Source organism: Galbibacter sp. PAP.153 (assembly GCF_037029175.1).
GTDB classification, from domain to species: domain Bacteria; phylum Bacteroidota; class Bacteroidia; order Flavobacteriales; family Flavobacteriaceae; genus Galbibacter; species Galbibacter pacificus.
In genome coordinates this window covers 35,044-58,371 of sequence record NZ_JAZEUN010000009.1, presented here as the reverse complement: position 1 = coordinate 58,371, position 23,328 = coordinate 35,044, and the positions used below count along the sequence as shown (strand labels likewise).

The 23,328-nt window shown below is 39.5% G+C and carries 20 protein-coding genes; all 20 read right to left on the bottom strand.

Annotation, left to right across the window (positions count from 1 at the left end):
• Positions 1-9: 9 nt before the first annotated feature.
• Complete coding sequence (locus UXI14_RS07390; RefSeq protein WP_335965593.1) at positions 10-1,266, bottom strand: ABC transporter permease; 1,257 nt, start codon at positions 1,264-1,266, stop codon at positions 10-12.
• A 3-nt stretch (positions 1,267-1,269) separates the two neighbouring features.
• On the bottom strand, positions 1,270-2,499 hold the full coding sequence (locus tag UXI14_RS07385; RefSeq protein WP_335965592.1) for an ABC transporter permease: 1,230 nt from the start codon (positions 2,497-2,499) through the stop codon (positions 1,270-1,272).
• A complete protein-coding gene (locus tag UXI14_RS07380) occupies positions 2,489-3,193 on the bottom strand; it encodes an ABC transporter ATP-binding protein (protein ID WP_277899781.1) in 705 nt (234 codons plus the stop codon). Before UXI14_RS07380 ends, UXI14_RS07385 begins: the two co-directional genes overlap by 11 nt.
• A 188-nt stretch (positions 3,194-3,381) precedes the next feature.
• Positions 3,382-3,612: a hypothetical protein gene (locus tag UXI14_RS07375; RefSeq protein WP_335965591.1), complete on the bottom strand. Its 231-nt coding sequence runs from the start codon at positions 3,610-3,612 to the stop codon at positions 3,382-3,384.
• On the bottom strand, positions 3,602-4,135 hold the full coding sequence (locus UXI14_RS07370) for a DUF420 domain-containing protein (protein ID WP_335965590.1): 534 nt from the start codon (positions 4,133-4,135) through the stop codon (positions 3,602-3,604). Before UXI14_RS07370 ends, UXI14_RS07375 begins: the two co-directional genes overlap by 11 nt.
• Before the next feature lie 2 nt (positions 4,136-4,137).
• Entirely contained in the window at positions 4,138-4,821 is a 684-nt protein-coding gene (locus tag UXI14_RS07365; RefSeq protein WP_335965589.1) for an SCO family protein, read from the bottom strand.
• Positions 4,811-5,491 carry a hypothetical protein gene (locus UXI14_RS07360; protein WP_335965588.1) on the bottom strand — a complete coding sequence of 227 codons (681 nt, stop codon included), beginning with the start codon at positions 5,489-5,491 and terminating at the stop codon, positions 4,811-4,813. The genes UXI14_RS07365 and UXI14_RS07360 overlap by 11 nt, the downstream gene beginning before the upstream one ends.
• Before the next feature lie 77 nt (positions 5,492-5,568).
• A complete protein-coding gene (locus UXI14_RS07355) occupies positions 5,569-5,916 on the bottom strand; it encodes a cytochrome C oxidase subunit IV family protein (RefSeq protein WP_277899786.1) in 348 nt (115 codons plus the stop codon).
• A gap of 18 nt (positions 5,917-5,934) precedes the next feature.
• Positions 5,935-6,912, bottom strand: a complete 978-nt coding sequence (locus tag UXI14_RS07350) for a cytochrome c oxidase subunit 3 (RefSeq protein ID WP_335965587.1) — start codon at positions 6,910-6,912, stop codon at positions 5,935-5,937.
• A 50-nt stretch (positions 6,913-6,962) separates the two neighbouring features.
• Complete coding sequence (locus UXI14_RS07345; protein WP_335965586.1) at positions 6,963-7,544, bottom strand: cytochrome c oxidase subunit 3; 582 nt, start codon at positions 7,542-7,544, stop codon at positions 6,963-6,965.
• Positions 7,544-8,449: a heme o synthase gene (cyoE, locus tag UXI14_RS07340; RefSeq protein WP_335965585.1), complete on the bottom strand. Its 906-nt coding sequence runs from the start codon at positions 8,447-8,449 to the stop codon at positions 7,544-7,546. Before cyoE ends, UXI14_RS07345 begins: the two co-directional genes overlap by 1 nt.
• Positions 8,450-8,513: 64 nt before the next feature.
• Positions 8,514-9,293 (bottom strand): energy transducer TonB, encoded by a 780-nt coding sequence (locus tag UXI14_RS07335; protein ID WP_335965584.1) that lies wholly within the window; start codon positions 9,291-9,293, stop codon positions 8,514-8,516.
• A gap of 109 nt (positions 9,294-9,402) precedes the next feature.
• Positions 9,403-10,113, bottom strand: a complete 711-nt coding sequence (locus UXI14_RS07330) for an energy transducer TonB (protein ID WP_277899791.1) — start codon at positions 10,111-10,113, stop codon at positions 9,403-9,405.
• A gap of 64 nt (positions 10,114-10,177) precedes the next feature.
• Entirely contained in the window at positions 10,178-10,573 is a 396-nt protein-coding gene (locus UXI14_RS07325; RefSeq protein WP_335965583.1) for a VanZ family protein, read from the bottom strand.
• A complete protein-coding gene (gene gcvH, locus UXI14_RS07320) occupies positions 10,539-10,922 on the bottom strand; it encodes a glycine cleavage system protein GcvH (protein WP_335965582.1) in 384 nt (127 codons plus the stop codon). The genes UXI14_RS07325 and gcvH overlap by 35 nt, the downstream gene beginning before the upstream one ends.
• Positions 10,923-10,995: 73 nt before the next feature.
• Positions 10,996-18,102, bottom strand: coding sequence for a cell surface protein SprA (gene sprA / locus UXI14_RS07315; protein WP_335965581.1), 7,107 nt, complete (start codon positions 18,100-18,102; stop codon positions 10,996-10,998).
• Between the two features lie 5 nt (positions 18,103-18,107).
• Complete coding sequence (gene ruvA / locus UXI14_RS07310; RefSeq protein WP_335965580.1) at positions 18,108-18,689, bottom strand: Holliday junction branch migration protein RuvA; 582 nt, start codon at positions 18,687-18,689, stop codon at positions 18,108-18,110.
• An 86-nt stretch (positions 18,690-18,775) separates the two neighbouring features.
• Positions 18,776-21,061 carry an NADP-dependent malic enzyme gene (locus tag UXI14_RS07305; RefSeq protein ID WP_335965579.1) on the bottom strand — a complete coding sequence of 762 codons (2,286 nt, stop codon included), beginning with the start codon at positions 21,059-21,061 and terminating at the stop codon, positions 18,776-18,778.
• A gap of 222 nt (positions 21,062-21,283) precedes the next feature.
• Complete coding sequence (gene queG / locus UXI14_RS07300; protein WP_335965578.1) at positions 21,284-22,231, bottom strand: tRNA epoxyqueuosine(34) reductase QueG; 948 nt, start codon at positions 22,229-22,231, stop codon at positions 21,284-21,286.
• A complete protein-coding gene (gene ruvB / locus UXI14_RS07295) occupies positions 22,231-23,253 on the bottom strand; it encodes a Holliday junction branch migration DNA helicase RuvB (RefSeq protein WP_335965577.1) in 1,023 nt (340 codons plus the stop codon). Before ruvB ends, queG begins: the two co-directional genes overlap by 1 nt.
• Positions 23,254-23,328 lie beyond the last annotated feature (75 nt).

The window sequence follows — 23,328 nt, the reverse complement described above, 5'->3', positions numbered from 1 at the left end:
TTATTTAGTTTATTCTTCTCTTAATGCTTCTATTGGTTTTATTTTTACAGCCCTATTGGCCGGTATTAATCCTATTAACATACTTAATCCTACCATTAGGATAAATGAAAATACTATTTGTGGAATACTTACGGTGGGGTTTACAAACGGAAACTCGTCGGAACCTCCAAATTTATAATCCAAAAAGTGCAATGCTGCCACTGATATTACAAAACCTACCAATCCAGCAAAGGTTGTAAGTACGATGGATTCTAATATAATTTGACGTTTAATAATTTTTGGGGTTGCTCCCAGGGCACGCCTCACGCCAATTTCATTGGTTCGTTCTTTTACCGTAATCAATAAGATATTGCTCACGGCAATAACCCCGGCCAGAAGTGTAAAAATTCCAACAAAAAACGAAAAACCTTGAAGCACAAATGTAAATGCGCTTATTCCTTTAAATATTTCAGAAAAATCGAAAGACCCAATAGCCCTTACGTCATCGGGGTGTATATTGTATTTTTGCTTTAAAAGTTTCTTTATTTTGCCTTCTGCCACAGAAACTTGTTTGTCGGGATCTACCAAAATGGCCATCCACCCTATTTTATTGCCACTATTAAAAGCTTTCTGAAAGGTAGTAAAGGGAACAAAAATTGCATTTTCCCCTTCAAAATTTATATTGTCGTTTTTCTTGAAAATTCCCACAACAGAAAAATAAATCCCGTTAATCTGAATTGATTTTCCAATGGCCTTTTCTCCTTTATCAAAAAGCAATTTATAAGCATCAAGGCCTATTACACATACTTTTTTGGATTCGTCTATATCGTTTTGGTTAATAAACCTTCCTTCTACAATTCGCTTTTTTGATACTAAATCGATGCTGGGGTAATCTCCATAAACTCCCGATCCACTAGACCTTCCTTCCCTTATTACGGTTGAAGTACCGCCAAAATCCCCCAGTTGTATCCGCGGGGCAATAATATCGACCTCGCTTACCTGGCGTTTAATCAGGTCTACATCTTCAAGGGTAAAGTCTATTCTTCGGCCACGCTCAAACCCTTTATAGGGTATTGATGTGGTCTGGGTCCACATAAACATACTATTGGTGGCTGTTCCTGCAAAGATTTTATTAAATCCGTTGGACATTCCCGTTGTGGCTCCTAGCAAAAGAATAAGGATTAAAATAGCGAAAATAACACCAAGTGTAGTAAGGAAAGTCCTTAACATATTCTTGCTTAAGGTACTAAAAACTTCGCTCCAAAGGTCTCTGTCTAATATTCCCATAGTTTAGTCTGCTCTTAGTGCTACAATTGGTTTAACTTTGGCCGCCTTAATGGCCGGTATTAATCCCGCCAACAATCCTGCTGCTATTAATACAATGGTAGAAGTAATTACCGTTACCGTATCTACAGAAGGGTTTGAAAATGCCGGTGCATCTACAATAGGCGAAATGGCCGCAACGACCCCCATGGCAAAAATCATCCCGATCAAACCGGAAATCGATGTAATAAATACCGATTCCAGTAAAACAAGTTTAATTACATCAAAAGGTTTAGCGCCCAATGCCTTTCGCACCCCTATTTCTTTAGTTCGCTCTTTAATGATGAAAACTAAAATGTTGCCAATCCCTACAATCCCTGCAATTAAAATAAGCATTCCAATACCGATACTTATTACTGAAAGCATGGTTGTAAAGTTGGAAACATCAGAAAAACCCTCGGCATAATTATTCATATACAGTGCCCCTTGATCGTCGGGGTCTATCATTAACCTTCTTTTTAAAACTTCTTCAAGGTTATCTGAAAAATTAATGGCCTCGGCAAAATTAAATTCCGGGTTGTATGTCAATGCTATTTCATCTATTTGATTGGTATTTCCGTACAAACGTTGAAATGTTGATACCGGCACGTACATGTTTCTTTCTTCCCGTTCGTTTCCATCGTCTGAAAAAACACCTATAACCTTATAAGAAAGCTCGTTTAAAATAAGGTTTTGTCCTACCGGGTCTTCATCCTTAAATAATTCATCGGCTACTACTTTACCTATTACAACTACTTTTAAGGTATTTTTAATGTCGTTTTCATTAATGTAGCGTCCATTGTTTATTAGGGTTCGTTCTATTTTTTGATGATCGGGGTTTACAGAACGTGCGGAGTAGGTGCCTGTTTCATTTCCATACCTAGCCGTTACGCTTTTGGTAAATCTAGGTGTGATGTACTCATAATATCCCTTAAAGCTTTGTTTTATATAATCCAGGTCTTCATTGTCGAATTGTATCCTTCTTCCAGCTTCAAAACCACCATAAGGCTTTGTGGTCGCTCCCGGATAAATAAAGATAGAGTTGGTGGCATCGTCATTAAACTGTTTGGTAAAACCGTTTTTCATTCCATCTACCGAAGCCAGCAAAAGCACCAATATAAAAATACCCCATGCTACGGAAAATCCCGTAAGGAAAGTACGGAGTTTATTGTTCTTGATACTGTGAAATATTTCTGACCAGAGATCCCTACTGAACATGTGCTGAAGCTCTTACTTGATTGACTAATGTATCTTCCATTATTACACCATCTTTTAAGTGTACAATACGTTTGCACATATTGGCAATGTCTTCTTCATGGGTAACCACTAAAATGGTCTTGCCCTCATCGTTGATTTTCTGGATAAGGTCCATTACTTCATACGATGTTTTACTGTCCAATGCCCCGGTTGGTTCATCGGCAAGCATTACTTTTGGTTCTGCTGCCAATGCTCGCGCAATGGCAACTCTTTGTTTTTGCCCACCAGAAAGTTCACTGGGCAAATGGTCTATCCAAGGCCCCAGTCCAACAGATTCCAAATGTTTTACGGCACGCTCCTTTCTTTCTTTTCTATTGACCCCTTGGTAATAAAGTGGGAGTGCCACATTTTCCCAAGCAGATTTATAATTAATTAGATTGAAAGATTGAAAAATAAAGCCGAGAAATTTATTTCGGTAATTTGCAGCTTTTGTCTCGCTAAGATTTTTAATGGGCACACCATCAAGAAGGTATTCGCCTTCGTCAAGATTGTCCAACATGCCCAAAATATTAAGCAATGTTGATTTTCCAGATCCCGAGGAGCCCATAATGGCCACAAGTTCACCTTCTTTTACAGAGAAGTTAATACCTTTTAGCACGTGAAGCGAGTTACTGCCCATGTGATAAGACTTGTGAAGGTCTTTTATTTCAATCATGATGGTTAGGTTTTCTTAGGTACTACATTACATATTGCAATGAAAACATTAAAGTAACCCTGCTTTTCACACAAGCTTACATCAATAAGACTCCTAAAGAATTAATTTGTTACGAAATAAATGTAAAATAATTGTTAAAATTTAACACACCAATACGATTAGGTGTCTTAAATGAGGATTTTTACTTGTTACTTCATCCTTTTAAAGATAAAATAGCCCAGCACAGCTATTAAAACATACGGTACCGCCATTAAATACACAATACCATTGTTAATGCCTTCTGCCACTTCTTTTCCGCCACCCGTTTCCAGTACCGCCCTGCACATAGCACATTGGGCATGGCTCAAGCTTGGTATGCTCAGCAGAAGAACGATAAGTATTATTGTTTTTATATTTTTTAGCTGAACCTTAGTACACATAATATGGAGATATCATAAGATAAACAACTACACCTGTAACAGCGACATAAAGCCACAACGGAAAGGTTATTTTTGCTATTTTTCTATGCTTGTCAAAACGTTGCGACAAAGCCCTAACATAGGTTATCAATACCAGCGGGATAATACCTATGGACAATAAAATATGGGTTATCAATATAAAGTAATATACATATTTAACAGCGCCTTCCCCGCCATATGGAGTAGAATTGGAAGTCATATGATAAGCCACATACATTACCAAGAAAGCAATGGAAAATGCTATACAAAGCTTCATTAGGCGCTCGTGCAGCTTCCTGTTCCCGTTTTTTATGGCCACCACGGCCAAAACCAAAACAATGGCTGTCACACCATTAATTGAAGCATAGATTGGTGGCAGGAAAGATAAAGGCTCTATATTGGGTATTTTAATGCCGAACAAAACGGCCACAGCCAATGGAATAGCAATGGACAATACGACTATCCATTTATTATACTTTTTCTCTAAAGATACGTTCGGCTCCATTTTTATTTGCTTTTTAGTAATGCTTCTATATCCTGTTCAATCATTTTCACCCCTTCATCGGTAGTACCGTCGTAATACACTATAGGGTTTCCAAACTCGTCGGCTCTTGAACGGATGTTGCCCTTTCTGTCAATTAATGCAAAAAGCCCCGAATGCTCGAACCCTCCGTTAACACTTTCATCCTGACCGGCAAAAAGGTTAAACCCTGTATTGGAAAGTGCATAAATTTTGGTCATATCCCCGGTCATCATGTGCCAATTTGGATTGGTTACCCCATACCTGTCGGCATATTCTTTTAATACCTCGGGCGTATCGCTTTCCGGGTTAATTGTAAATGAAGCAATAGCAAAGTCTTCTTGATTTTTAAATTTATTTTGAAGTTTTACCATATTAGCGTTCATAATAGGGCATATGGAAGGGCAGGTTGTAAAGAAAAACTCAACCACATATACTTTCCCTTTATAATCTTCGTTGGTTATGGTGTCTTTATGTTGATCTATGAATTTAAAAGAAGGTACTTTACCCATGGTAAGCAAGTCTTCGGCATTTGCTTTTTTCATGCCTACCGAATGCCTATCCCCATCTACCACCGTTCCGGTTTTTATCCTGTTTACAATTTCAGGAATAAAAATAATTCCGAAGACCAGAATTACAAAGCCTATAAGTATGTACGATTTATTCTTCATCTTGATTGTATTTTAAATATGAGCCCCTTTTTGACGGACTTCCATTCTTCTTAAGTGCCAATCTATATTCTGCCAGCAACACCTTAATATCGTCAATCATTTTATTATTGATTACCGCTACAGAAGTTGCATCGTAGCCAAACAATTCTTTTTTGGCATCATCATCTTTTAAGCGACCCCTAAGGGCTACATCTTTATCAATTATAAAGACATAAGGTGTATAAAGGTTTTCATCTAAAGAATAAGGGGTTTGCAAACTCTTGAAAACAGATTCTATTTTTTCTTCTGATGCAAATACAAAATGCCAATTAGATACATTTGCCAACGGGCTAAGTTCATTTTTTAAAGCTTGCACCTGTTCTTCTGTACCAGCTGGGACCACTGTTATAAACTGAAAGTCTTTAAAACCATTGAATCTTTTGTATATTTTTTGGTTTAAATTAAAGGCATTTAATTTTTTACTTTCAATTTTTTTGCCAAGAAAGCCCAAAACAGTGATATTCCCTTTAAAATCGACCGCCTCTCCTTCAGAGTCTTTTAGATTCCCTATGTTTTCTAGTTTTTGTTGAAGAACAGGCAATTTCCCAAAATTATTCACGCCCGAAGCAAAAAAAAGGTAAACAACTATAGGAAGGATAAAAAGCACTCCAAGAACAATATATTTCTTCATCTGGCAATAGTATGTTTAAAACTGGTGCAAAAATAAAAAAGACGGTTTAAAACCGCCTTATTTGTATTGTTAAAGTATTAAAAATCCCAACTTACAAAGCCGTCATGGTATACATCGTGGATATAATTTCCTTCCACGAGCAAGATAAATGCCAGATACGGAATTAAGATTAAAAGCGGCAATACAATAGACCACCTAAAACTTCCCTTTTCTCCTTCAAGGTGCATAAAGGCCCATGCAATGTAATATGCTTTTACCAAGGTTAGGATGATGAAAATCCAGTTGAGCATTTTCATCCCCAGCACATGGCCTTCTAAAAATTCGGGACGTACAATACCTAAAATAACTTCTACAATTGTAATAACGGACATAATTCCAAAAACTGTCCAGATTCTTTTTGTATTTGATTCGTGTGCGTGTGCCATTTTTTTAAACTAAATAATTTATACAAGGTAAAAGAAGGTAAATACAAATACCCATACAAGGTCTACAAAGTGCCAGTACAGACCTACTTTTTCTACCATTTCGTAACTTTTTCTTCTTTCGTATGTTCCTAAAATAACATTGATAAAGATAATGATATTGATAATTACCCCAGAGAATACGTGGAATCCGTGAAACCCTGTAATAAAGAAGAAGAAATCTGCAAATAAGCGATTTCCATATTCGTTATGGACTAAGTTTGCACCTTCTACAACCAATGTTGCTTGAGACAGGCGTTCTGCGGTTTGCTCTCTCGAAAGTATTATTTTTTTGCCATGCTCGTCAGATTGTTCGGTTCTGGCAACAATGTTTTTATTTGCTTCAAAACCCGCTACTACTTCTTCAACCGAAAATGAAGGCAATGTGGTTTCAGACTCATACCATACTCCTTCGTTGGAATGCTGGGTAACCCTTTCGCCATGCAATGGTTTTGCAAAATCTGCCAAAGCCACACGTTCTCCCGTAGTTGCATCTAGAAACTGAAGTATCCTGCCCGATCTTAACTCTACTGCACCATACTCGCCTCTGATAAAGTTTTTCCATTCCCAAGCCTGTGAGCCTACGAATATTAAACCACCTATAATGGTTGCAAACATGTACCAAATAACCTTGTTTTTCTTTAAATGGTGACCTGCATCTACTGCCAATACCATGGTAACAGATGAAAATATCAAGATAAATGTCATAAACGCCACATAATACATTGGGGCGTCAACACCGTGTAAAAACGGAAAGTGTGTAAACACTTCATCGGCAATTGGCCAAGTTTCTATAAACTTGTATCTTGAAAAACCGTAAGCGGCTAAAAAACCAGAAAAAGTCAACGCATCGGACACGATAAAAAACCACATCATCATTTTACCATAACTTGCGCCAAGTGGTTCGTTTCCTCCACTCCAAACTTTTTCTTCAGAACCTGTAGTAACAGTAGCTTCCATAAATGTTAAAGTATTCTTATTTTAAAATTTGTCAAATTTACGTTTTTTATTTATCTAAAGAAATAGAAAAATAAAATCAAATATACCCACAAAAAGTCTAAAAAGTGCCAAAACATCGCACCAAGTTCTAAACCAAGGGTTTGCCCCGGTTTGTACTTTTCTTTAAAATGATTATAAATTACTACCACAAGCACCAATAAACCAGCAAATACGTGCACTAAATGCGAAAAGACAATGGCATACAGGAAAGATGTGGTAATGGTACTTTCGCTTCCGGTGAAATAATAACCGGCATCTACTATTTGCGAAAAACCTTGAAATTGAAAAAAAACAAACAACAACCCCAACACAAAGGTTGTTAATAATAATAAGGTTGCCTTTTTTCTATCGCTTTTTTCAATGGCTTTTTTTGAAAGGTAAAAGGTTATGCTACTTATTACAATAGCAATGGTACTTATAACAAAGGCAACGGGTATTTCTATTTCCGAAACCCAATCAGGCCTTGATTTACTTACAACATACGCACTTGTAAGGCCCGCGAACATCATTGCTATGCTTATCATCCCGAACCAAAGCATCATTTTTTTTGCCCTGGCATTCTTCAGTTCGTTACTTCCTTGGGTTAAATCCATCAACTTATAAATTTATCTAGTACATATACAATTTGCATGAGCGAAATATAGCTTACGCTTGCCAACATTAGTACCCTTGCTGTTTTATTGTCTCTTTTATGATATAATTTGAATGCAAAATACAACATCCCTATGCCCATGACAAAAATGATGATTGCCGCAAAAATGGAAAGATCCAATTTTCCCGTAAGTCCCGTTACCGGAAACACGGAAGCCAATATCATCCAGATAGTATACATTATTATTTGCAGTGCCGTGGCCTTATCTTTTTTTCCGGTTGGCAACATTTTAAAACCTGCTCTGTTGTAATCTTCATCCAGCATCCAGCCAATTGCCCAAAAATGGGGAAACTGCCAAAAAAACTGTATCATGAACAATGTCCCGGGTTCTATTCCAAAATCGTTTGTTGCCGCTACCCAGCCCAGCATAAAAGGGATGGCGCCCGGAAACGCCCCTACAAAAACAGCCAAGGGGGTTTTGGTCTTTAACGGCGTATAAACGCAGGTGTATAAAAATATGGAAATGGCGCCAAACATGGCCGTTTTAGGGTTGACTATATACAAGGTTATTACACCTAAAATGGTAAAGACCACCGCTATGGCAAAAGCTGTATTTACCGACATTCTTCCCGATGGGATAGGCCTGTTTTGGGTACGCTTCATAAGTGCATCCAAATCTTTTTCGATTAATTGATTGAATGCATTGGAGGCCCCGACCATAAAGTAACCGCCAAAGGCCAGCAACAATAATATTTTTAGGCTAAAATTCTCTGCACCCAATAAATAGCCTGCAATAGAGGAAAAAACAACGCTAAACGCAAGTCCTGCTTTGGTAATTTGTTTAAAATCATCAAATATCAGGGAAAGCGGTTTTGTTTTTGTAGTTGTATCCAATACGGTTTTCATCTATCCTTTCTAAATCGGGTGCAAAGATAACTCACAAAAGCTTTTTATGCAATGATTTAAGGAATTACTCTACTTTAAAAATTATCGGCTTTAAAAACACCACCTCTACTTCTTTATTTCCTTGCTTTCCGGGTTTCATTTGCGGTATCAGTTTGGTCACTCTTTCTGCTTCATGCTCCAATGATGGATGGGGCGCCCTTACCTTTACATCGGATACATTGCCCTGTTTATCTATTTTAAACTGTACGTCAATACGAAGTCTTCCGCTTAAACCATAATCGGAAGCAATTGAAGTATTAAAGTTTTTTTGAACAATTCTATTTATTTTTTCACTCATGCATTCTCTTTTTTCATCATTAGAAGCCAAAGATTCGCATCCCGGGTATACTGGCACAAACTCTACAGATACAATTGAAATTGGCCCCGGGTCTTCTTCTATTGTAGGAACCACGATATCGTCTACATCAACTTCTACGGCTTCGGTTTTATTTATAAATTCTTTTTTTGCCTCTACTTTGGTATCGTTATCAACCACTTTTACTTCATCTGTAACTTGTGACTTTGCAACGGGTTCATTGTTTATCTTTTTGTCCTTGACCTCTTCTATCTCGAAATCGGGCATTACAAATACTTTATCATCTTCCAGAACTGCTTTAGGGTTGTTTACCGGGATGTTTGGTACCGCAAAGGCCGATTCGATTAAAGCATAACATATGGCCAGCCCGATGATGAGTCCGATTTGAAACCTAAAGACCCCTCCTTTAATGGAAAAATCTTTTTTGGCTGTTCTTGACTGATTTGGTGCGGAAGCGCTCTTTTGCTTAAATGGTTTAAAGTTTTTCATAACTCATTGATTTAAATGTTAATATTCTCTTAAACATTCTCAACAAGCGTACCAAACAAAAAAGCCCGGGCAAATGCCCAGGCTTCGTATATAATAAGGAGTTTTCTTATTAATTCAATTTAAACACAATTGGATATGCAAAAGTTACCGGTGTAGGTCTTCCACGTTGTTTACCAGGAATAAGTTTAGGCAATTTATTAATAATACGTCTTGCCTCTTCATCCAAAGATTTGTCTGGAGCCCTTGTGTTAAGAATGGTAATAGTACCATCTTTATTGATACGGAAATTTACATATACCCTTCCTTGAATACCCATTTCTTGAGCCATTTCGGGGTATTTAAATGTTTTTCTTACGTGCTTATCAAGGTTTTCCTTAAAACAGGCAAACTGCTGAGCTTTTGGCACCCCTTTACACTCTTCGAACATTGGTTTATCTTCAATTACCGTAAATGGTACGTCTACATCTACCGGTTCTTCTACTTCTTCAATTTCTTCAACCTCAACGATTTCTTCTTCTTGTGATGTTTCGGTTGACTCAATTACAGTTTCTTCAACTTCTTCTTCATCTTCAACCACTTCAATAACTTCTGGCGCGGCTGGTGGTGGTGGAGGTGGTGGGGTTTTAATTTGTTCGGTTAAAGGCACTTCTTCCTCTAACTGATCATCTACATCCAGTGTATAATTAAAAGCCTCAACTTTATCGTACTTTTTCCACTCGATAGCTCGCCAAGTTAGAAATGAAATCAAAGCCAACCCTATAGCGAAGTATAAACCGCTATTACGAGTTAAATCGGCTTTTGGATTCTTTTTAGGTTCCATAATCTATTTATTTGTTTGCTAATTTAATTATTTATTTAGATAATTTCCAATTTAATTTCCCTTTTTAACGCAATCTGGTGATTAAAGCGTACTTTATCAAAAAGATAGCTGTTAAAATTCCCACTGAATTTGCTATAATATCTTTCAAATCGAAAGATCTTTCATATGGAAGTACGTATTGTAATACCTCAATAATTATACCATATACAAAAGAAAACAGCGAAACTTTAACGATGGCATTTTTAATTTGGCTTTTATTAAAATAGAGGAAAAAAAGCAGGGTGTTCACAAAGTAAAAAACCCCGTGTACCAATTTATCCGGGACCTCTATTCCATGTTCTACTTCCTGTACAACCTTAACAGAAACCAAACTTGCCAAAGTAATGAGGCATAACCAGCTTACGGCCAAAAAAAGATATGTGTTTTTATGAAGCGCCAACAAATTCTTTATAATCGGCATCGCTTAACAAATCGTCTATTTCTGATGTATCGGAAATTTTAATTTTTATCATCCATCCTTCACCGTAAGGATCGGTATTTACTTTTTCGGGCTCGTCTTCAAGAGATTCATTGAACTCGATTATTTCGCCAGAAAGGGGCAAAAACAGGTCTGAAACGGTTTTTACTGCTTCTACGGTACCAAAAACCTCTTCTCTTTCAAGGGTCTCGTCAACGGTTTCCACTTCTACATAAACAATATCGCCCAATTCGCTTTGTGCAAAGTCCGTAACGCCTACAGTTGCTACATCCCCTTCGATCTTAACCCATTCGTGGTCTTTTGTGTATTTTAATTCTGAAGGAATATTCATAAGATATAAAAGATTAATTTATTAGCTGGACAAATGTAATTCTTTATAGGATTGATTTCAAACAGAAAAGGTGTTAATTTCCAAAATTATACCGCAGGGTAAATCCTGTACGGATAGTGGTTTGCGGAAATGCCGTAGAAACCTTGAACTCTGAAAACGTATGGTCGTAAAAGAACAGGGTTGTTAAATTCTTGGTCAAGGCATAATCTGCCGTAAACTTCAATGCCCAAATGTTCTGCCCGGCAGTGACCTGATTGGTGTTTATATCGAGGTTCCGTATAACGGTTATATTGTCTCTGAGCGACAGGTCTGCCTTTAAATTTAAATCTCCTTTCAATACGGTTCGTCTTCCGCCAATATTGGTGACAAACCGGAGATCGGGAATTCTGTACCCCAATCCAACTACATATTCTTTGCCCGACATTTCGGTAAGCAGGTTGTTGTCGAAACTTAAAGACAGGGCCCTGTCTTTTCTCATTTCTGCTAAAATGCTCACCGAGTTGTTCATTTCAAAATCTACTCGCAATAGTGGGTTGAACTGTTCCACCAGGGTTACGTTGGTATATAAAATTTCGTTTTTATAATTCCCCGCCTGATCGAATTGGCTTCCTTGGCCATAATCGAGATTCGACCTAAAACTGTTTATACTATAGCTTGAACGGTACCCGTGGCCTAATGAAAAACGCCTGAAATTATCCTTAAACCACTGCAACCTCATTAAACCTGTGTATTTGGCCGTCCAGTTGGGCAAAGGGGTATCCCTAAAGGCTTTCAAGGAAACCGAGCTGGCACTCTGCCCTGTGTAAGCCGCATAAAAAGCAGGCAACAATACAGCTTGGTTGGTTGGCCCATAACCTTCGGGATATTCCGCCGCATTGGGGTTTTCTGCTTCGCCTGCCAAGCGCTGCGCCACGATTATCCTGTTTTCACTAAACTTGTCGAATGTTTCTGATGATGCTTCTTTGGCTGCATCAAAAGCAGTTCCTATCATAATGGTGGAGATAGAAAAATCGCCGTACTGATTTTGAATAAGCGCATTATAATCCAAAACTCCGTCTGCATTTATATCTTCAATTTTATAATTCTCTGCGTACGATTCGGAATATTGCCGATCGGCCACCAAATCGATTGTCAAGTCCTTAAACGGTTGTAGACTTGCCGAAACATTTAACTGTGTGGCCTCTCTTGACATGTATTGCTGGTTGAACTCTGGAAAGGTTGTTAACCACCCTTTTTGTGCCGCAGCAAAACGAACGTCTGCCTGGCTACCAAAAACAAACCCCCAAGATGGGCGCAATGTTCCAAGGAAACCAATAGATTCTGTATATCCCGGCAATACCTTTCCGCTGTTGCTGGAGTAACTCACATTAATACGTTTCACCATGGTTGCCAAATCGATAAATGTGTTGTAAGCCCCGTATTTCTTATCTTTCTTATCCTCCTCTTGTGGCTTGCCATCGGGGTCGGCTATAGGCAATGCCCCTCTTGAGGACTGCTCCCCACCATTGCCGCTTTTTCTGGTCAACCCAATATAGCTATATAGTTTATCCATGGTCAATGCCCCATTAAGGTTATGGGTATTTGCATTTTGAATGGTATTTAAATTTTCTCCGGCTATGTCATTAAGCACGTCGCTGCCCCGCTGCCAATCGAAATCTCCCGTATAGGCATAGGTTCCGCTTAAAAAGCTGAGGAATGGAATTTTGTCAAAAGGAATGTCGTAATTTATCTGCAATTGTTGTGCATGCCTGTTCGGGTCTCCCACGTTCCAGAAATCGTTCCACAGGGCCAGATCGGGATTCACCACTTCATCGCCATTTTCGTCAACATCAAAATAATTTTTTATGATGCTGTTGTTGGAAGCCGTAAAGTTAAATTGAAGTGATTTTGTCAGGTTGTAATTTACGGCATATTGCCAGTCGAACATATAGTTTCGTTGCTGTACCTCGGGTAAGCTAAGAAAATCTGACGTGTCGCCCGCTTCGAATACCTGCCTGAACGATTGACGGTTGAGCGTTCTTGTGTAATTTGAATTTATGGAAACGCTTGTGGGCAATAGGTTAAAATTGAATTCTTTTAACCAATTCCAATATTTACTTTTAAGAACGGAATCTGCATTTTTTAACGGAATCACTTCCACAGGCTGAAAATTATGATTGTACAGAAAACCTGTCCTGACATTTTGGTCTTTAAAGTTTTCTACCTCAAAATCCCGGTGTTCAACCTGATTGTATGCAAAATTCAAGGTAAAGTTTTCAATGTCGTATACTTTGGGCTTTTGTTCGGCACCCCTGTTTTTTCTTACTCCAATAAAGTTGATGCTTTTCCTTTTGGTATAATCTTCCGATTGATTTCTTATGCGGTCTTCCTGCTCCGGAGTTTCTGCGGCATCAAGCCTATCTTCCAGTTTTATATCCTGATAAAGCGGATCGAATTCAGGGGTAATCAATTCTTCTGAAACGCTATAATTCATGGGCAATTGAATCCCCCATTGTTTTGGCAATAACTGCCCTAGATTAACATTGGTATTAAGTGCATATCCCCTTACATCTTCCCGGCTGCGTTCGTTGGGAGTCTGGTCTATATTTCCAAAACCGGAGGTGCTCATGTTTCCGGTAGCGGAAATGTTGGCAAAATCGGCTAAATTTAAATCCATTGCGGCAACAGCGGCCCATCCACCGTTATTGTCGAGTTCTGCCAAGCGCAGTTCGTTAAACCAAACCTCTCCACAGACATTGTCCCCCACAACGGTGCTCGGGTTTTTTACCCCGACCATTGCCGCACGGATATTACCAAGGCTCGGGTTCCCTTTTACTGCCACACGCATTTGCCCAAGTTCCCTTGGCGCAAATTCATCAATTACATTTCCGTCTCCGTCGTAATAAGTTACATCCTGCAATGTACCATCGTTTATTCCCTGCGCCTTTATTTTTGAAAGCAAGGACAGGGGCAGGTCGATGTTGTTTATATCCGGCCAAATGGTTTCTGGATCGGTTGTTCCGGGCGGGGTTATTTGCAAAGGTACCTCCACCTGATAATAATTCTCGGTAAAATCTGTCCCCAACCTTAAAAAGGCAACCAAGTCCCCATCGCTAACCGGAGTGGTTTCGTATTGTTCGGCATGAACAAACATTTTAATACGTTTGTACTGCCTTACATCAATATTAATGTTTTTAAAAACGCCCCTGGAATCTTCCGGCTCCAAATCGCACACTGCAAAAGACAGCGATTGTTCGTTTTGCCTGATGATGGTATTATTATTGTTTAGTTGTTCTCGAACTACACCGGGAGGTAATCTGTACGGTATTGGCTCACGTTGTTCGTTTTCCTGAATGTTCACTGTATTGACATCCACAAATGTCCCATCGTCATTCGGGTCTGGATCGTCTTCGGGCTGCAAGCTGCTTGAATAATTTCTCCAGTCTCCTCTTACAAGGTCTAGGGTACCAAAACGAAGTACTACCGGGTTGCTAAATCCAGTTAGGAACATTCTCATAAAGCTAACGGATCGAATATCCGTAATACCGCCTATGGCTTCTTCATATTCATCAATTGGCACTTTAAATTGTATCCATCGAACCCGATAGCTATCATTATTGGGCGTTTCCACATCAACTTCACGGATATCGGTAACATATGTATCTGTACGCTGTATGTTGGGGTGAATAGGAATACGGTATTGAAAATAGCTGTCCACGGTATTCATGGTTAGGTCTCTGTCTATATCTTCCACATCGGGCAATGTAGTGGAGCCCCTGTTTGTGTTTCCTACCTGTACGGGAGAGTTCCCTTGCGGATTGTTATAATTGTAATATCTATTTAAAATACTTCCGGTGGCCTCTAGGTAAAACTGATAATTATCCAAAGCAGGATCGGGCCCCGGGTTGTTATAAAACGAAGCTTCTTCGGCATCGAGTAATCCATCAAAACCGGCATCTTGTGTATCTCTGTTGGAAGTATTGGCATCAAAAGCATATACAAGCGATTGTGTTGAAGGCACCTTACCAAATTCGGTCGTGTTCACTAAAGCCGGATTACTATCTAAAGGCAATCCATTTTCGTATTGTTTTCTACCATCTTTGAGGATGTCTTCATTTATATTTCCCAAATTGAAAACCAAATCTCCGCCTTGCCCGGGCAATGGCCCATCTTGATAATAAGGGTCGAGCATCCAAAACTGGATAAATTCCACATTAGACTGTTCAAAATTGGTACTGCTTACCGAGCGCATAATACCGCCCCACCGGTCTTGGTCTGCCAAACTTTCAAAACTTCCATTATCGTTATACGGCCCTTTTTCTTCCGGGTAATAAGCAATGTCCAAAGTAGGCTGAACAAGGGTTTGGCCTTGTGCTACATCTTGTTGCGGAAAAATTTCATCTATAAAAATACGACGTGTCTGGTTTGTTGATATATCGTCTTCGGTAACGCCACCTGGTCTTTGGTTGCTATAAAAAATAGGATCTATGGTATACCAGGCCATTTTAGCGCGTTTTCCCCTTGATGCCACATTATCGTTTTCTATTTCTCCTCCATAACCAATTGGCGCACTCGCCAGTGTCCATGCCAATGAAGACCGGATATCTATAAACGCCTGAGCTCCTTCGAAATCGTCTAGGTAAGAAGTGGTTTCCCCATCGAAATCGGAACTTTTTGGAGAACCCGGAATTAAATATGCAAAATCTCCTCTTATGGAAAGGTTTGATGCTACATCGGTATCGATACTAGGCAATTTATTGACCAATCTTGTAAAAAACGGGATTTCTTTGGAGTAATTTCCGTTTATTCCCAAAATAGTATTGTTAACGGGCTCTACTCCAAAATTGGCTTTTTGCGTTAGCGGTCGCTCGCTCATGTTTAAAAAAGTACCCCCTAACATAAAGTTCTCGTTAAACTGATGCTCCACGTGTACACCGGAGAACCTTCTTGTTTGCTGACCAAAAACGGCATTATTTTCTACTGAGACTTCAATGGGTGTATTGGATGCCCGAAGGCTTTCGTCCAGAATCTGAACCGTTCCCGCTTGATAATTTACCGTATAATCTATTCCTTCTTGGAGTACCCTACCACCGGCTGTTACCCGTACCGACCCTCTTGGCACATTAAATGCACCCAATGGAATTCCACCAGAGCTTTGAGCCTTGTATCGTCCCTTAAGTACAAACTTGTTTTTCTCGGCATTTTCCAAAGAAGCAGCCTTGGTAAGTTTATACATATTTCGGTATACATATTTGGCTTGGTTATCGTTATTTGGCGTGTAATTAGGGTCATCGTAATTGGAGTCGTCTCCAAGCACATCATATAAATATTCTCCGAAAGGCTCTACTTTTGTGAACTTAATCAATCCATTTTGTGTGTCTACGGTAATTCCCGGCAAAAAATCAAAAAAACCATCGCCGCCACTTTGCGGATCGTTGTATACGTTTAACCGATCAAAATTAAACACGTCCAATAATATTCTTTCTTCCAAACCTTGTGGCCAAGTGGCTTCATCTACCGGGGTTATGTAATTTATTGGCGAAGGGTCTGTATATAAGATGTTAAGCCTAAAATCTTCTTGCGAAAGTTGAAAGGCTCCTGTAGAATATATATTTTTCATCATCAAGTCCCAAACAGGATCGGAAACATTGGTAATATTACTTTTTAGCATTTTTAATACCAATGCCTGCGGATTTACCTGTGTCACCACACCATTGTTTTCTTCAAATTCTGTGGCGTTTACCCCATCATTGGCAAATTCCCCCACTTGATAAACCTGTCCTTGGTAGGTATACTGAAAAGCCACTGCCAGCACCTCGTCGTTGCTAAGCCGCTGGTTTAATGAAATATACCCCAATTGTGTGTCCAGTTGGTATTCCCTGCCCGATTCCAGTTTTCTGGCATTCTCAAGTATGGAGTAATCAAACCCCTGACTAGGGTTGTACCCGGGAACGTTAAATCCCTGCTGCACCGTTGCAATATCCCTTATTGATTGCGTCAATGCAGAACCGGCTCCACCAATGTTAAAAGGGTCGTATGCATTGGCACCGTTACGGGGCAAGTTGTTTACGGTACCAAAAAATCCTGGAGGGGCATTTTGATTAATTCTTGTGTTTTCTGGGGTTGGCTCGCCCAAATCCTGCAAAGCAACCACATTCCTTACATTATCGGTGCGTTGCGCCCTATTGGTGACCCATACTTCTATTCGGGTTATTTGTACTTGGCTACGGATAAACGGATAACTTTCAAGTGCCTGATCGTATTGGTCCCTAAAAAATTGAGACAAAAAGAAGTGCCTGTCCTCGTCGTAATCAAGTGCCAGTATTTCAAATTCGTTTACTGTTCCGTCTCCTTGTGCGGTTACGCTCCTGCTTTGCGATCGCTGCTCTGAAAAGACACCTGTAACGGTTGTCTTTCCAAATTTTAATTCGGTTTTCACCCCAAATAAACTTTGAGCCCCATTGATTAGCGTACTGTTTAATGGCATGCTAACGTTACCTACTTCAATTTTTTGGATAATGTCGTCTTCATTAGGAGTATATTCCAGTTTTATCAGGTTTTGAAAATCGAAAGTGGCTTCGGTATCGTAATTGGCATTAATGGAAAGCCGAGTACCCACTTTACCCAATAAGCTCAAGCTTATCCTTTGGTCAAAATCAAAAGAGATGTTGCTTCGGTTTCTGGGGGATAATGCAGGGTTGTCATTTTTTTGAAACCGCACTCCCAAATCCATCGCCACCGAACCTTGAGGGATGACCTCAATAGTGTTCCCGCCAAAAATACTTTCGAAGAAATTTGAATTTACATAAAAACTGGGGAGCAAATTTTTTTGCGCCTCCTCTGTACCTTCTTTCCCGGAAACTGCATCTATTTTTTCTTTGAAATAATCTTTCATTTGCTCTTTTAGAACAAGTTTCTCATATTCTTCCGGGGTTAAAATTACTGGGTACGAAATATCGTAATCGCCAATGGTTTCTGTAAAAATATATTTATCGGTTACCGGATCGTAGGTATATTTTGAGGAAATACTTTCCGGGTCTTGAAGCTTTATTTTCCCTAGGGCAACACCAGTTTGAGTAGAATCTTGCTGTCGCTCTGATTCTTCTTGAGAAAAAGCGGTTATGCTAATAAGCAAGCTACATAAAAGTAAAATAGCCTTAAGCCTCTTGTTCATTAATTTAGGACATGTAGTAGTTTTCAAGCCAATTACAAATTTTTAAGGGCATTCTTTATTATATCTTCAACACTTAGGTTAGGGTCGGTTTTTACAATTTTATCCACCACCTTTTCGGCTTGTTTTCTGGAAAAACCTAAAACCTCTAATGCTGATAACGCTTCACCTTTATAAGTATTGTTAACAGATGTTAAAATTTCATCAATATTATATATTTTAACGATTTTATCCTTCAAGTCGATTATAACTCTTTGTGCTGTTTTTGCCCCGATTCCTTTTATGGATTGAATCGTAGCTACATCATTAGAGGCTATGGCGTCCCTTACCTGAAGTGGCTCCAAAGAACTCAACATTGTTCTGGCAGTGCTTGCCCCGATACCGGAAACAGAGATTAATAATCTAAAAATTTCTCGCTCTCCCTTATCAAAAAAACCAAATAACGTATGAGAATCTTCTCTAATAAGAAGGTGTGTATACAGTTTAATATTCTCATCAGAAATTATTTTAGAATAGGTATACAATGAGATATGTACCTCATAACCAACACCATTGCACTCGACAACCACATCTGTCGGGTTTTTCTCAATAAGCCTTCCGCTAATTTGTGTAATCATTCTTAATAAAACGTTAATGCTTCAAATGTAATAAATTTATTTACACTTGAAGCATTAATCAACCATCTTATATAGAAAAAAAATTACTAAATTGCTTTTTGTTTTTTTTCTTTCTCTTGGGCATCTACCACTGCCACCGCAGCCATGTTTACAATTTCTTCTACTCCTGCCCCTAATTGTAGAATATGGACAGGTTTTTTCATTCCCAATAGAATAGGGCCAATAGAATCGGCCTGATTAAGCTCCTTCATTAGTTTATAGGTGATGTTGGCCGAATCTAGATTTGGGAAAATAAGTGTGTTTACCTTCTTTCCTGCCAATTTTGAAAAAGGAAACTTACTTTGAAGCATTTCTTTGTTCAGTGCAAAATCCGATTGCAGTTCCCCATCCACAATAATATCGGGATAATGACGGTGCAGATATGCTACGGCATCTCCTACCTTAGTAGCCTTTTCGTCTTTTGAAGATCCAAAATTTGCGTATGAAAGCATTGCAATAACTGGCTCGATACCAAACATTTTTGCAGCAGTAGCAGTCATCTGCGCAATTTTGGCAAGTTCTTTGGCCGTTGGGTCTATATTAATGGACGTATCAGACAAAAACATGGGGCCGCGTTCGGTTATCATGAGGTTCATGGCCGCTACTTTTGTTACACCACTTGCCTTACCTATAAGTTCCAACATAGGCCTAACTACAGTTGGGTAAGCCCTTGAATATCCCGAAATCAGGCAATCTGCATCGCCTTCGTTAACCATCATGGCCGCAAAATAGTTGCGTTCCCTCATTTTTTTCTGGGCATCATATAATGTTACACCATGCCGTTTTCTGGCTTGCCAGTATTTTTCGGCGTATTGATTTTTCCTCTCATTGCAATCGTCATTTTTGGTATCAATAATGGTAACATCGGCTTCAAAATCGATTTCGTTCATCAACTCGATTATGGTTTCCCTATGGCCTAAAAGTATGGGCTCTGCAATGCCTTCTTCCAGAACTATTTGAGCCGCCTTGAGGATGTCTAAATGGTCTGCCTCTGCAAATACCACTTTTTTAGGGTTGGTTTTTGCCCTGCTGTGCAGTAATCGTACTAACTTGTTATCGTTTCCTAAACGTTGCAATAGCTCTTCTTCATATTTCCCCCAATCTTCAATGGGTGCTTTTGCCACGCCACTTTCTATGGCTGCTTTTGCTACTGCAGGGGGTACGGCCGCAATTAATCTAGGGTCGAAGGGTTTTGGTATAATATATTCCCTTCCAAAATTTAATTTGGTTTCGCCATAAGCAATGTTCACTTGTTCGGGAACGGCTTCTTTGGCCAATTCTGCCAAGGCTTTTACAGCGGCCATTTTCATGGCTTCGTTTATTTTTGTGGCGCGCACATCCAGAGCGCCCCTAAAAATAAACGGAAAACCTAGTACGTTGTTTACCTGGTTGGGATGATCGGACCTTCCCGTGGCCATAATAATGTCCTTGCGGGTTTTCATGGCCAGCTCGTAATCTATTTCCGGATCTGGATTTGCCATTGCAAAAACTATTGGGTTTTTGGTCATGGATTCGAGCATTTTTGGCGATACAATATTTGCTATTGACAAGCCAATGAACACATCGGCATTTTTCATGGCTTCTTCCAGTGTATCTATTTTCCTATCGGAAGCAAATTCCAATTTCTCTTTTGAAAGATTTTCGCGGTCCTTGCGGATTACACCTTTACTGTCGAGCATTACAATATTTTCGGCTTTTGCACCAAATGCTTTATATAAACGTGTACATGAAACTGCCGCGGCACCGGCACCACTGATAACAATTTTTACTTTTTCAATTTTCTTTTTGGTCAGTTCCAATGCATTTAAAAGGGCCGCCGCAGAAATGATAGCGGTTCCGTGCTGATCGTCGTGCATTACCGGAATGTCCAGTTCTTCTTTCAACCTGCGCTCAATTTCAAAAGCTTCCGGAGCTTTAATATCTTCTAAGTTAATCCCTCCAAAAGTTGGAGCTATGGTTTTTACCGTTTCAATAAATTTATCTACGTCTTTGGTATCGAGTTCAATATCTATTCCATCGATATCGGCAAAAATCTTAAACAACAGACCCTTTCCTTCCATTACTGGCTTGGAGGCTTCTGGACCTATATCGCCAAGCCCTAAAACAGCTGTTCCATTGGTAATTACCGCCACCAAGTTACCCTTCGTGGTGTATTTATATGCATTATCTGTATCTTTTGCTATTTCCAGGCAAGGTTCTGCTACACCGGGCGAATATGCCAATGCCAAATCGCGTTGAGTGGAATAGCGTTTGGTTGGAACAATCTTTATTTTTCCAGGCTGCGGTTTTGCATGATATACTAAGGCTTCCCTTCTTCGGCTTTCCTTACTCATATTTCTGTTTTTTCTATTGGAACTTTCAAACATTCATATATAAAATTAGGTCTCAAAAAATCATTCAATGAAACTTTACAAATAAACTACAAAGGTATAAGAATCTTGCTCTAATAGGATATCTCTAAAGTGAAATGTTTTTTGTTTTTTTATATGGCATGGAGCCCGGCGCAAACAATTGAAACATATTTACATTTAACTTATTAAAAACGGTTAAAAGTTTTAGTTTGAATTTAGCGGCTTACCGGCTTTCAAGAACTCAAGATTTCGCTTTAAGCCAGAAAATTTAGTGCGCTTGACTGCCGATTTTTTAAAAATTCCGCTAAAAACTTCTTGTGTAATTTCTTCCCAGTCCTTTTTGGTCATGGAAAGCAACTCGGGATGTGGTTTAAAAAGCGGTTCGTTATGCGGTTTGGAAAATCGGTTCCATGGGCATACGTCTTGGCAAACATCGCAACCAAACATCCAATTATCGAGCTTTCCGGAGAACTCATTTGGTATTTGATCTTTTAGTTCAATGGTAAAATACGAAATGCACTTACTGCCGTCTACCACATAGGGTTCTGTAATTGCTTCGGTGGGGCAGGCGTCAATACATGCGGTGCAGCTCCCGCAATGATCGGTTACGGGCATGTCGTACTCCAATTCTATATCAACAATCAACTCGGCAATAAAGAAAAAAGAGCCTACTTGTTTGGATAGCAAATTACTGTTTTTTCCAATCCATCCCAGACCACTTTTGGCAGCCCAGGCCTTATCGAGTACCGGTGCCGAATCTACAAAAGCCCTTCCTCCAACTTCGCCTATTTCTTCTTGCATAAATTGTAGCAGCTGCTTCAACTTGTCTTTAATTACAAAATGATAATCGGTTCCGTAGGCGTATTTTGAAATTTTAGGGGCATTGGGGTCTTTTTGTGTTTCTGCCGGGAAATAATTCAGCAATAATGAAATAACCGATTTTGAACCTTCAACCAGTTTTCTCGGGTCCAATCTTTTGTCAAAATGGTTTTCCATATAATGCATTTCCCCGTGCATGTTATTGTGCAGCCATTTTTCAAGTCTCGGTGCTTCTTCTCCCAGAAAATCGGCTTTAGAGATTCCACATGACAAAAAACCGAGGCGTTTGGCTTCGGCCTTGATAAGTTGTGTGTATGTTTCTTTTCCTGCCATTAAAACAAACCTCCTTGAACCCCACCTTTGTTTCTTCCCAAATGTTTATAAGCCAGTTCGGTTACTTCCCTGCCTCGCGGGGTCCGCATAATAAAACCTTGCTGAATCAAAAAGGGCTCGTATACTTCTTCTATGGTTTCTGCACTTTCCGACACCGCTGTTGCCAACGTGGTAATCCCCACAGGGCCACCCTTAAATTTATCGATAATGGTCGTGAGAATTTTATTGTCCATTTCATCCAAACCAAAAGCATCTACATTTAGCGCCTTCAACCCAAATCGGGATATTTCCATATCGATGTTTCCATTTCCCTTAATCTGCGCAAAATCACGGATCCTGCGCAATAGCGCATTGGCAATACGCGGTGTACCACGGCTACGACCGGCAATTTCAATAGCGGCTTCCATAGAAATGGGGACCTTTAAAATTTGCGCGCTCCGCTGAACAATATCCGCTAACAGTTCGGTTGTATAATATTGCAAACGGCTACTAATGCCAAACCGTGCCCGCATAGGGGCTGTTAACAAGCCTGAACGCGTGGTGGCCCCAATTAATGTAAACGGATTAAGGTTAATCTGTACGGTTCGTGCATTGGGGCCACTCTCAATCATGATATCTATTTTATAATCTTCCATGGCCGAATACAAATACTCTTCTACAATGGGGCTCAATCTATGAATTTCATCAATAAAAAGTACGTCGCGTTCTTCTAAATTGGTAAGCAGCCCCGCCAAGTCGCCCGGTTTGTCCAGTACCGGGCCAGAGGTTACTTTTATACCAACACCCAATTCGTTGGCCAGGATATGCGCCAAAGTGGTCTTTCCCAGGCCCGGCGGACCGTGAAACAAGGTATGGTCTAGGGCCTCCGACCTTAAATTGGCCGCTTGGACAAATACAATTAAGTTTTCCAGCACCTGCTCCTGGCCCGCAAAATCGTTAAAGCTTAAAGGCCTCAACGCTTTTTCGATATCTACTTCTTCTGGTGAGAAATGCTCGCCTGTTGGGTCTAAATATTCATTCATAGATTACAAAGATAAAATAAAAGCAACTATCAACGACGAATGCTCCTGCAAGTTATAAATTGGTTAAAATCCATC